Genomic DNA, 11,714 nt, shown 5'->3' on the forward strand with positions numbered 1-11,714 from the left:
GAAGAGGCGCATGATATCGCCTCTTCTTCGTCTCTTCATTCTGCTTCGAGTAACGCGTCTGTCGCACTCGGCAATTTGACCCGGAAGACCGTTCCTTCTCCAAGGATCGATTCGACTTCGATATTGCCATCATGTGCGCGAACGATTTCCTTACAGATCGATAATCCAAGACCTGTCCCGCCAATCTTTCGGCTGTCTGAGTTGTCGACCCGGTAAAACTTACTGAATAAATGCGGCATCGAATGGCTTGGAATCCCGATCCCGAAATCACGAACGCTGAGTTCGATCTGATTGTGCTGGTGGGTCATCGTCACGACGACATCCCCGCCGTCCGGTGAGTACTTCACCGCGTTATTCAAGAGATTACCGAGTAACTGTTTCATGCTGTTCGCATCTGCCTCGACCATGAAGTCCTGTTCATCATTCAAATCAAGCTGCAGACTGTGTTGCTCCGTCGCTGCTTGATAGAACTGAATTTGTTCCTTGACGATTTCTTTCAGGTCAAAGATTTGTTTGTCATACTCTTGCTTTCCTGACTCCATCCGCTGAACGTTCAAGAAGTCACTGACGAGATCGGTCAGACGTTTTGATTCATCGTGAATCGTCTGCAAGTATCGCTTGTTCCGCTCAGGATCCAAATCCCGTTTCAACATGAGCTCTGTAAAGCCATAAATTGAAGAGAGCGGTGTTCGAAGTTCATGAGAGACCGTTGAGACGAGTTCCGACTTCACGCGGTCGACTTCTGTCTCAGCCGTGACGTCACGAAAGACGAGAATCGTTCCTTTTGAATGTCCCCCGTGCGCAATGGCTTCGGCATAGACTTGAATGAAGTATTCCCCTTGGTCGATCGACAAGGAGAACATGCCCTCCGGAATCTCACCCGATAAGACTTCTTCGAAGTATGCTTCAAACGCTTCCTTTTGGTCCATCTGCTCGAACATCGTTTCCGGTCGGACTTCGAGGAAGGTCATCGAATCGTTGTCTTCTTCGACTTGTAACGACTGGAAGATATCGAATAACGCCTGATTTCCTAAGATCGTCTTCTCTTCGTGTTTGATGTAGAGAATCGCTTCCCGAACGGAATTCAACAGTTGTGCCGTCTCTTTTCGTTCGTATTCCATCTGTTCGTAGAGTGACATTCGCATCAATGAGATCGCGATTTGTTTCGAGAACGATTCCAGTTCCGCTAGATCCTGTTGGTTGAATGGTGCGTCAAACCGTGCTAGATAGAGACAGGCAATCAATTCTTCTTTTGCCGGATCCATGATTGGAATGACACCTTCATAGACGTGATACGGATACTTGATGAGATCGTCGTTCGCGACCTTTTTTGAAGAATGTGCGGTTTCCTTTGAAATCATGACTCGCTTTAGTAGTAACGACTCCGTCTTCAGACTCTCTTGTTGTTCTTCTGTCATTTCTTTTGGAACGACTTGCGCGATTTCATTATTCTTGATCAATAACAATGCCCCGAACTCTGTCTTCGTCAACCGGACAATCGTACTGATGACAGACGAGTAATCGAATAAACTCTCCTTTGAAGCAAGCGTTTCGATCAGTTCATTCCGATCCTGCAAATGGAGTTCATTCGTCCGCGTCACTTCAAGAGCACGCTCAAGCTCATTCTGTTTTTGCTTCAATACTTCCTGATTGTGTTCCATTTCTTGATTCTTTGTTGACAATTCCGCATGTTGGGATGAGATCGACCGTGCCATCTGGTAAAACGATGCCGTCAATTGACCGACTTCATTATGGCTGTCGACATCATGTTCGAGCGAAATCGACTTGCCTTCTGCAAGGCGACGACTCTTGACGTTTAATTCGCGGAGTTGTGACGTCACCCGATGTATCAACGGACGGACGATGAACAATAGACAAAATAAAAAAATCATCAAGTTCAAGAACCAGAACCATTGTGTCTTTTGTAACTGGTCAAGTACTTGCTCCTTCGTCCGACCGTCTGCATTATCCACGTATAAATAACTGGCAACCGATGTGATGACACTTAGTGCAAAGACACTATAAAAAATCGCCATCAACTGTCTGCCCAATTTCTCAGTCATCCAGTGTTTCATGTTCATAAATCCTCCTAGCAGTAAGTTGCCCTTCGTTCAAGATTGTTTCCTCCTCATCTATTATCATCTAATGATTCCCGGAAACATCTCTCTTGAATCCTTTACGGTCGGGCAGGCGAGAGTCCGATCCCGGTCACGAGAGCAATCGCATCAATGACTTGCCCTTTCGTCAGATCATCCGTCTCGATCTGTTGACTGAACAGCGGATCGGATAATTGCCGTAGTCGTTGTTCCGCTTGTTGACCGCCCCACGAGTTTGGACGCTCAAAGCGGCTGATCAGGCGGCGTTTGACAGTCGTCTCCTTCGCCATCAGGGCGATATGACGGACATCATGTCCAGTCTCGCGTAACGTTCCGATAATTTCCTGAAAGTACGCTGGATTCGTCAAGGTCATCGGTACGATGATCCGCGCATCTTCCGTATCGAGCTGTTCGAGGAGCTGTCGATTAAACGTGCGCCACAACGGCTCATCCTGAAAATCGTCTTTGTTTTCCGGCAGTTGTGCCCGTAAGAAATAGCCTGTCTCTTCCGGGTCAAAAATGTATGATCCGCTCCAACGCTTTTGTAACCCTTTTGCTGCTGTCGTCTTCCCGACGCCAAACGTACCGTTAATCCAAATGATCATCCTCTTCTCCTCCACCCTGTTTTCTGTTGTACTATACTGCAAAAGTGGTCGACAAGTTTCAATCGGTTACAAAAAAACACTCCGTTGAAAAAACAGAGTGTTTAGCCATATAACCATGTGATTAAAAACGGTGCGAGAATGCTGGCACAGACAGCCGTCAAGACCATCGTCAACAGACCTACCGCCCCTTCGCGCTGATCAAGACTCATCGATTTCGTCGCGCCCATGACGTGGGCAATCGATGCCAAGCCTACTCCACGGCTGACGAAGTGCCGAATTTTCAAGCCCGTCATTAATTTTGGTCCGACGATTGATCCCGTCAATCCGGTCAATAAAACGAAGGCAGCCGTCAACGTCGTCGTCCCGCCTGCTTTTTGTGAGATCGCTAAGGCAACGGGTAACGTGACCGATTTCGGTAACAAGGCAAGGTTCGTCGTCCGCTCGAGATGAAGCAGCAGACCGAGTAACAAATCTGAACTCATCGCAATACAGGTTCCAAGCAACACACCGAGTCCGATTTCCGGTAAAAAACGGCGGACGTGATGCCGGACCCGATAGAGTGGAATCGCAAATGCCGTGATCGCTGGACCGAGCATCTTCGACAAGTATTGTCCCCCTTGCATGTATTCTGCATGTGAGACGCCGCTATAGACGAGAATCACGATCAGGCCAGCCGTCACCGTCAGGATCGGTAACGTCCAGACACGAGGATGACGTTGATAAAGGAACATCGCGCCACTGAATAAAAGAATGGTTAGGATGATCCAGAACAGTGTCTCACTCATGTGGGTTCACCGCCTCTTTCCGGTGTGCCAAGCGATCGACGATATACGCTGATCCGACTAACGTCAGCAGGCTGCTGACGACAACGATCAACACGACTTGAAGACCAGATGTTCGAAGGAATGCCGTATAATCCATGATTCCGGACAGTGCTGGGACAAAAAATAACGGCATGACGAACAGTAGAAAGGTTCCGCCCCGTTCAACAGCGACGAGAGGAAGCAGTCGACTTTTTAACGTCACGTACAGCAGAATCAAGCCGATGATGTTACCAGGTAATGGTAACTGGAAAGTTTCGCTCACCCAGTCCCCACTGAGTGAAAAACAAAAAATAAGTGCGATTTGAGCAATGATTTGAATGATACGCATAACGCGTGACAACATGATAAAGGTCCCCTTGTTAACAGTTTCGGGTCTTATTATCCGCCTCTTTCCTTCAACAATCAATGAAATCTAGTTAATCAACTGAAGTAACCGTTCTCATGAAAATTCTCACCTTTTTTTGTATTAGCACAAACAAAAACCAGTCAGTCGTGTATCAGTACAAAAAATGATTCGAGACGAACAAAAAGGAAACTGACTTTTGAATCAGCTCCCTTTTTAATCTGAGACGACACCTGAATGGAATCGTCTCCTCATCTTGATCACATGACCCGTTTGAATAACTTCTCAAGTTCATACGTCGTCCATTCGATGATGACCGGACGTCCGTGCGGACACGTGAACGGCATTTCCGTTTTCGCTAGATCGTCAATCAACCGGCGCATCATCTCATCGTTCAACGGATGATTCGCCTTGATCGATTTCTTACACGCCATCATGATGGCGGCATCTTCCCGATACGTCTCGAGATCGATTTTTCGCTTCATCAATGCTTCATCGAGTAATTCCTGAATCGTCTCTTCCTGCCGATGTGACGGGAACCACGTCGGAACTTCTCGGACGATGAAGCTTTGTGGACCGAATGCTTCGAACTCGATGCCAACGTCTTTTAGCAACGGAAGGACTTCCTCCATCCGTTTCATGTCATCCGACGAGATTTCAAACGTATACGGTAAGAGCAATTGCTGTCGTTGTTCCGGTGGTCGACCGAACATGACCTTATACGTCTCGTATTTGATCCGTTCCTGTGCTGCATGTTGATCAATCATATACATCCCGTCTTCCCCGGCACAGACGATATAGGATGAATGGAGTTGACCGATGACGTCGAGATGCGGAAAGCGCGGACGCGCGGGTGGCTCCTCAATCGGTTCAGTAAACTCCTGCTTGACTGGTGCGATGGGCTCGAACAGATCATCCTCGTTGCTAAACGGTAATGATTGCACTTCAGATGGTCGATCGTCCTCTTGCGGCTTTTTCGGAATCGGATAATTCCAGACCGCTCGCGATGACGTCTCTTCGACTGGTTCCGCGACGTAAGAAAAATCGAGTTTTTCTTGGCTACTCGGATCTTTTTTTGGTTTCGGTGGCGTCACTTTCGGAATCAGTGTCTCCCGGCTGAGCGTCATCTTGATCGTCTCCTGAATCAACTGGCAGAGCTCCATCTCTTTTGAAAGACGGACTTCTCGTTTCGCCGGGTGAACGTTGACATCGATCAGGAGTGGATCCATCGTCACCTCGATGACTGCAATCGGATACCGCCCGATCGGCAAGAGTGTATGGTAACCGTTCAAGACCGCTTGCGTCAGGGCGAAGTTTTTGACCGAACGTCCATTGAGAATCAACGTAATGTAATTCTTCGAGGCACGGGTCACTTCCGGTTTGACGAGATGACACGTCAATTGATAATCGGCATTCGCGCCCTTGGCGACCAACGTTCCTTGAATCGTTTGATGACCGTAGACACTCGCCAGCGCTTGCCGGACGTCTCCTGATCCGTTCGTCTGGATCAACGTCTTTCCTTCATGGGTAGCCCGAAGTTTGACGTCTGGATGAGCAAACGCCATCCGGTTCAGCACGTCCGTGATCGCAGCTAGTTCCGTATGCGTCGTCTTCAAATACTTCAGCCGTGCTGGTGTGTTGAAGAAGAGATGCTCGACCGTCAATTCCGTTCCCCGGTTCATTGCTGCTGGTGTCCGTTCAACGACCGTCCCGTACTCAAGCGTCACTTGAATCCCTTCCGCGTCCTCACGTTTCGTCTTCAACGTCACTTTACTGACGGACGCGATCGAGGCAAGTGCCTCTCCGCGAAAACCAAGTGTCTTGATTCGGAATAAGTCATGCTCATCCTTAATCTTACTCGTCGCGTGACGGACGAAAGCCAGTTCAGCGTCATCCGGGTAAAACCCGTGTCCGTTGTCGCGGATCGTCATCCGTTTCATTCCAGCTTCTTCGAGTTCGACATCGATTTGTGTCGCACCGGCATCAAGTGCGTTCTCGACCAGTTCCTTGACGACCGATGCTGGTCGTTCGACGACTTCTCCCGCCGCGATCCGGTTCGCTAAACTATCGGATAATTCACGAATGATTCCCACTGCATTCTCCTCACTTTCTCGCTTCGGCTTGTAGGCGGTACAGCGTATTCAATGCCTCGAGTGGCGTCATGTTGATCAAATCAAGACTCGCCATCGTCTCACGCAGCGGATCCGCTTCTGAGAACAGACTGAGTTGATCAACCGGCTCCTCCTGAACAGGAGCTTTGACAGGTGCTGCGACCGGAACAGGCTCTGCCTGCTCGAACTCAGACAAGAGGACTTGCGCCCGCTCAATCAAGCTGTCTGGTAAATCAGCTAACCGCGCGACGTGGATCCCGTACGATTGGTCGGCTTTTCCGTCGCGTACTTCATGCAAGAAGACGACACGCCCATCTTGTTCAACGGCACGGACGTGAACGTTCGCTAATCGATCAATCGATTCTTCGAGCACCGTCAGTTCATGATAATGGGTCGAAAATAGCGTCTTCGCCCCAACGTGCCGGGCGATGTGTTCAACGATCGCTTGTGCGAGTGCCATCCCGTCGTACGTCGAGGTCCCGCGACCGATTTCATCTAGCAGGATCAACGACCGGTCCGTTGCACGCGTCAACGCTTCTTGTGTCTCGACCATCTCGACCATGAATGTCGACTGTCCACTGACGAGGTCATCTGCCGCCCCGATTCGCGTGAAGATTTGATCGAAGATCGGCAGTTCCGCTTGAGCAGCTGGTACGAACGAGCCGATTTGATGCAATAAGGCGATCAAGGCGAACTGTCGCATATAGGTCGATTTACCGGACATGTTCGGTCCAGTGATCAACAGCATCTCGCGTCCTTCGTTTAAGGTGATCCCATTCGCGACGTATTCACCGCGCGGTAAGACTGTTTCGATGACCGGGTGACGTCCTTGCTGAATATCAACCGTTCGCCCCGTCGTCGTGATTGGTCGGACATAGTCGTGCGTCTCGGCAATCTCAGCCAGTGCGACGAGGACGTCGAGCTCCGCGATCCGGCGACTGACCCGTTGTAAGCTTTCGATGTGTCCTTTGACTTCATCGCGCACTCCACAGAAGAGATCGTACTCGAGCGTGACACTCTTCTCTTCCGCACCAAGGATCAAAGCTTCTTTTTCCTTCAGTTCCGGTGTGATATAACGCTCAGCATTGGCAAGTGTCTGCTTCCGTTCATACCGTCCTTCCGGCAACAGCTTGGCATTGGCACGTGAGACCTCGATGTAATAACCGAAGACGCGATTGTAGCCGATCTTCAACGTCTTGATACCGGTTGCTGCCCGTTCACTGGCTTCAAGTGTCGCAAGCCATGTCTTGCCGTCTTTTGAGGCGACGAGTAACTCGTCGAGGTCTGGGGAATAACCAGCCTTAATCATTCCGCCCTCTTTCGTTGAGATCGGTGGGGCTTCGACGAAAGCACGATCGAGTAGATCGCTCAACTCATCGTGCGGATCAAGTCCGAGACTGAGTTGACCGAGACGTTCACTCATCATCTCCTCAAGCGCTGATTGAATGCGGGGAATCAATCGCAACGTCGACTTCAATTGAACGAGGTCGCGCGCAGACGCTGTTCCATACCCGACTTTCGCGACAAGTCGCTCGAGATCATAGACTTCGCGTAACGTATCTTTTAGTTGTTGACGCTCGAAATAGTGTTGCAACAATTCCTCGACAGCGTCGAGCCGTTCCGTGATGACACGTTCCGATAACAACGGTTTTTCTAACCAGCGTTTCAGCATCCGTCCGCCCATCGCTGTACCTGTCACGTCAAGTAAACCAAGCAACGAACCTTTCTTGTCTCCTGTCCGTGCCGACCGGACGAGCTCAAGATTCTTGACCGTATTCGGTTCAAGTTGCATGAAATCGCTCGCCTCATAAACGACAGCGGGTTGTAGATGTGTCAACGCTCGTTTTTGTGTATCGTGCATGTAGGCATAGAGGACCGCAAAGGCTTCCGCTTGAGCTGTATCAATCGCACGATCACCGTGCGGATGCGTCTCGCGCCGTGAACTGCGTGTCAGCGGAATCCGTAAGTGTGCGAGCGCCGTCTCATGTTCCTCTGTCGTGACGATGATTTCCCGTGGCAAAATGATGCTCAGTTCTTTGACTACACCGTCGAGTGTCGCAACGCTTGTCAAGGCACTCTCACCTGTTGAGACATCACCGCGAGCAATCCCAAAACGACCGTCCTGTTCGACGACCGCGACTAAGTACCGATTCTCTTTTTCCGTCAACGCGGACATCAACGTTCCCGGTGTGATGACTTGGATGACTTCGCGTTTGACGAGTCCTTTCGTCAACTTCGGATCCTCGACTTGATCACAAAGCGCCACTTTATAACCACGCTCGATCAACTGTTCGATGTAGCCGTTCGCTGCGTGATGGGGCACGCCACACATCGGAATCGGATGTTCCGCGTTCTTGCCGTTTTTCGCCGTCAGCGTCAACTCCAGCTCATGGGCGACTTTCTTGGCATCCTCAAAGAATAATTCGTAAAAATCACCGAGTCGATAAAACAAAAAGGCATCCGGATAATCCGCCTTGATTGAGAAGTATTGTTTCATCATCGGAGTGTTGTGTACTGCTTCCATTCTTCCACCTCATTCGTAGAAAAAGCCGACGGATGTCCGTCGGCTTTTCGTTCATTTCGTGATTAGTAGCCGCAACCGCCGCTTTTGTTTTCTGCTTCCATGCCGCTACCTGTCTTACCAGCGAGAACATCTCCGTCCGTCGCTTCGATGATTTGATCCGTAATCCCGTTCGAAATCGTCACCGTGATGTATTGGAGAAGTCCGTTGACTTCTTCTTGTGTTTCTTGGAACTGTTGGACGACAGGCATCTCATCGAGCTCAGCGAACAATTTATCGAGCTTCGCTTCGACACGTGCGAGTGCTTCTGTTTTGCCGTAATGTTGGCAGTTGACTGCCTCTTTTTGAAGGAACTTGATTTGTTTCATCATCTTTTGGACTTTTTCATTTCCATTGATGTTGGCTTCTGCCGCTTTAAATCGTTCTACTTCCGGTGTCTCTGAAATCATTTTAGCGATTTCATTGGCTTTTTCGATGATTTGTTCATCTGTATACATCCACATTCGTCCCCTCTATCGTTAGCGAACACGTCGCTTCCCTTAGCATTCTGAACGATTCCTCGTTCTGTCGCATTCATTATACCGTTCTCGCGATAGAGTGACAAGAATAGTTCCTTATTCAATCGAACGCCATAATAGATAGGCGGCGTGACTGCGGACAGGGGCAAATTCCTCTGCCAGTCGCGTCGCTTCTTCCACCGTCGGTCGGTAACCGAGTAACCGTTCGAAAGCCCGTAATATCCCGATGTCTGATGCCGGAAAAAGGTCCGGACGACCGTACCCGAACATCAGGACGTTTTGGACCGTCCATGGTCCGACGCCTTTCAGTGCAATCAACGTCTCGGCGATTTCTGCATCGTCGGCTGACGTCAATGCATCATAATCAATCGCTGCTGTCGCTACACCAAGCAGATAATCGACTTTACGTCCTGATAGTTGCAGAGCAAGCAAGTCCTCGCGACGCGCCGTTGCTAATTGACGCGGTGTCGGCGGAAGAATGATTCCGTCCTTGACCGTTCCGAATGTTCGAAAGACACGTTCCGTCAACGTATGGGCAAATGACAGATTGATTTGTTGATGAATGATCGAGCGAATCAAGGCCGTGAACGGTGAATGATCAAGCACGAGTCGTTCGTCACCGAACTGTTCGACGATCGCGTGTAACGACGTCGCCTTGAGACGCTGCGCAGGATTCGGCTCATTGAGTCGAAAGCGTCGATTGAGTTGCGTCAGCACCGCTGTTTGCGGTCCTGAACCGTCAATCCGTAACGTGTAACCATCGATGGCTTCCATCGTCGTGATGTATGCCTGATCGTTGATGAAGATCGGAACGACGAGTCGCCCATCCTGTTCGATTTGTAACGGGTCTCCCGTCAAACGAGACACGACTCCTTTAAAATCAAATGCTTCCGACAACGTCACATCATATGTCCACCGGCTCATCCGACGAACACCTTGATTGCACCGAGAATCAAACCGATGATGAATCCACACAATGCCCCGTTGACCCGAATCCATTGCAAGTCACTGCCGACCTTATCCTCGATCATATGAATCAGTGTCTCCGTATCGAACCGGTTTAAGTTCTCGCGGACGAGTCCACCGATTTTTTGATGATTTTGTTCGACGAAACGAACGAGTTGCTCCTTCATCCATTGATCACTGCTATCTTTGAACGTCGGATGCTGTTCCCAGTCGTCTAAAGCGCGCGAAAGCATTGGCATCGCCCGTTCCGTCCAGAAGGCATCTGACGTCAAGTAGCGTTCGAGTTCGATCAAACCAGCATCATACGCGCGTTCAATGACCGGAACGAAGTCAAACCGGTCGACCTCGCTTGCCTTCCAAGCATCGATTTTCGCTAGACGCTCTTCATCAATCGATAACTGTGCCAGATTACGACGCAAATGATCAAGAATCGCTAAACGATTCGGGTGATGGACGTGTCGCATATCTTGAATGACCGTCAACAAGACACCTTGAATGACTAGACTGAGTTTTTCTTCTGAATAGACTTTTTGGACGGTTCGCGCCGTCACCCGCAAGAACGTATTCTTTTCTTGATCGATCATCGCCGTATAAGCAAGGCGCCCAATCTGATCGCGGATGACGGGGTCTTCGAGCAGACGTTGCCCATAATCGAGTAACTGGTCCATCAGCCACTCGTCGAGACGACGTTCATCGTTCAATTGCATCGCTCGGACAGCTAGCCGTTTTGACGGATACGCTTTGATCGTCTCCGTCACCCGTGTATTCGCAAACTCAAGAATCGCCTCTTTCGGTAGTTTCCGAATTAAACCAATCAACAGCTCGGTGACGGTCGCTCGAAAAGCAGGTAGAACGAGAATCGAACGTAAGATTTTGATGACACGATCTGCGAGCGTCATATGCTGGAGTTTCGCGACGATACTCTCTTTATTGAGCAAGTCCGTCTCGAGCATATGAACGATTGATTCGATGACCCGTTCCCGATTTTTCGGCAACAGGTTCGTATGGGGAATCTTTAAGCCGAGCGGATGGCGAAACAATGCCGTGATCGCGAACCAGTCGGCAATCCCACCGACGAGTCCGGCTTCAAAACCACTCTGGAGCCAAAAGACCCACGCATTTTCTTTAAATGGCAATGAGACGACGAATCCGACCGCCATGAAAATCAACGAGACGGTCGCAAGCCGCCGTGTCGATGTTTTAGGTTGTTCAAGTGATGACACATCGTTTCCTCCTTCAACTGAGTCACTTATCTACCTTACGAACGGGACAAGGATTAGGTTTCGACACGAAAGAGCCCCAGTCATCGACTGGGACTCCCTATGTACTTAAAACGTGTATTCACCAAAACGGTCGCCATCCCATGTCGCGGTTGCCGTTGAGACAAAATAGACCAGTCCGTTGCCGAATGTATTTTCCATTAATGAAACGAGTTGTTGACCATTCGTCTGCTCGACGAACGCTAATCGGACTTCTTCTTTCCCTTGATAAATCCGTTCGTAGACACTTAAACCGCGTGCATTGAGAAACGTACGCGCCGACTCGAATTGAATCGGACCGACTTCAGGTCGTCGTTCCTGAATGAACGACTGACATTTTTGTTCGAATGTCTCCATGGTTCTTCACTCCTTCTCTCTTTCTGTTCATGGATATCATGTTCCCGACTCTTCCTCATCATAATCCTCAAATGTGAAAAAAGCGACAGATGCGTCGCTTCTTTCATCATTTTA

10 protein-coding genes are annotated in these 11,714 nt (G+C 49.5%); all 10 read right to left on the reverse strand.

Features of this window, described 5'->3' with window-relative positions; genetic code table 11:
- Positions 1-35 precede the first annotated feature (35 nt).
- The 10 genes from KNQ18_RS09455 to KNQ18_RS09500 all read right to left on the reverse strand — a co-directional run bounded on the left by KNQ18_RS09455 (position 36) and on the right by KNQ18_RS09500 (position 11,600).
- Positions 36-2,075: an ATP-binding protein gene (locus KNQ18_RS09455; RefSeq protein ID WP_215084627.1), complete on the reverse strand. Its 2,040-nt coding sequence runs from the start codon at positions 2,073-2,075 to the stop codon at positions 36-38.
- A gap of 101 nt (positions 2,076-2,176) precedes the next feature.
- Complete coding sequence (locus KNQ18_RS09460; RefSeq protein WP_215084629.1) at positions 2,177-2,701, reverse strand: AAA family ATPase; 525 nt, start codon at positions 2,699-2,701, stop codon at positions 2,177-2,179.
- Between the two features lie 101 nt (positions 2,702-2,802).
- On the reverse strand, positions 2,803-3,486 hold the full coding sequence (locus KNQ18_RS09465; RefSeq protein WP_214769186.1) for an LrgB family protein: 684 nt from the start codon (positions 3,484-3,486) through the stop codon (positions 2,803-2,805).
- Positions 3,479-3,868, reverse strand: a complete 390-nt coding sequence (locus KNQ18_RS09470) for a CidA/LrgA family protein (protein WP_052017178.1) — start codon at positions 3,866-3,868, stop codon at positions 3,479-3,481. Before KNQ18_RS09470 ends, KNQ18_RS09465 begins: the two co-directional genes overlap by 8 nt.
- A 260-nt stretch (positions 3,869-4,128) precedes the next feature.
- Positions 4,129-5,961, reverse strand: coding sequence for a DNA mismatch repair endonuclease MutL (gene mutL, locus KNQ18_RS09475; protein WP_214769184.1), 1,833 nt, complete (start codon positions 5,959-5,961; stop codon positions 4,129-4,131).
- Between the two features lie 10 nt (positions 5,962-5,971).
- Entirely contained in the window at positions 5,972-8,503 is a 2,532-nt protein-coding gene (mutS, locus tag KNQ18_RS09480; RefSeq protein WP_215084631.1) for a DNA mismatch repair protein MutS, read from the reverse strand.
- Positions 8,504-8,565: 62 nt separating this feature from the next.
- Positions 8,566-9,003, reverse strand: a complete 438-nt coding sequence (locus tag KNQ18_RS09485; RefSeq protein ID WP_023467714.1) for a YlbF/YmcA family competence regulator — start codon at positions 9,001-9,003, stop codon at positions 8,566-8,568.
- 111 nt (positions 9,004-9,114) lie between these two features.
- The gene (locus KNQ18_RS09490; protein ID WP_215084633.1) at positions 9,115-9,942 is read right to left on the reverse strand and encodes a DNA-3-methyladenine glycosylase family protein; all 828 of its coding nucleotides are present in this window, start codon (positions 9,940-9,942) and stop codon (positions 9,115-9,117) included.
- Positions 9,939-11,207 (reverse strand): DUF445 domain-containing protein, encoded by a 1,269-nt coding sequence (locus KNQ18_RS09495; RefSeq protein WP_353049770.1) that lies wholly within the window; start codon positions 11,205-11,207, stop codon positions 9,939-9,941. The genes KNQ18_RS09490 and KNQ18_RS09495 overlap by 4 nt, the downstream gene beginning before the upstream one ends.
- Before the next feature lie 105 nt (positions 11,208-11,312).
- Positions 11,313-11,600, reverse strand: coding sequence for a hypothetical protein (locus KNQ18_RS09500; protein WP_029341204.1), 288 nt, complete (start codon positions 11,598-11,600; stop codon positions 11,313-11,315).
- Positions 11,601-11,714 lie beyond the last annotated feature (114 nt).

Origin of the sequence: Exiguobacterium sp. s78 (genome assembly GCF_018618985.1) — a bacterium.
In the GTDB taxonomy this organism is placed as follows: Bacteria; Bacillota; Bacilli; order Exiguobacteriales; family Exiguobacteriaceae; genus Exiguobacterium_A; species Exiguobacterium_A abrahamii.

What these genes read in the sequence shown, in the direction of transcription:
- mutS (WP_215084631.1), bottom strand. Translation starts at nt 8,503, where the DNA reads ATGGAAGCAGTACACAACACTCCGATGATGAAACAATACTTCTCAATC.
- KNQ18_RS09500 (WP_029341204.1), bottom strand. Translation starts at nt 11,600, where the DNA reads ATGGAGACATTCGAACAAAAATGTCAGTCGTTCATTCAGGAACGACGA.
- KNQ18_RS09455 (WP_215084627.1), bottom strand. Translation starts at nt 2,075, where the DNA reads ATGAAACACTGGATGACTGAGAAATTGGGCAGACAGTTGATGGCGATT.
- KNQ18_RS09470 (WP_052017178.1), bottom strand. Translation starts at nt 3,868, where the DNA reads ATGTTGTCACGCGTTATGCGTATCATTCAAATCATTGCTCAAATCGCA.
- KNQ18_RS09490 (WP_215084633.1), bottom strand. Translation starts at nt 9,942, where the DNA reads ATGAGCCGGTGGACATATGATGTGACGTTGTCGGAAGCATTTGATTTT.
- KNQ18_RS09465 (WP_214769186.1), bottom strand. Translation starts at nt 3,486, where the DNA reads ATGAGTGAGACACTGTTCTGGATCATCCTAACCATTCTTTTATTCAGT.
- KNQ18_RS09460 (WP_215084629.1), bottom strand. Translation starts at nt 2,701, where the DNA reads ATGATCATTTGGATTAACGGTACGTTTGGCGTCGGGAAGACGACAGCA.
- KNQ18_RS09485 (WP_023467714.1), bottom strand. Translation starts at nt 9,003, where the DNA reads ATGTGGATGTATACAGATGAACAAATCATCGAAAAAGCCAATGAAATC.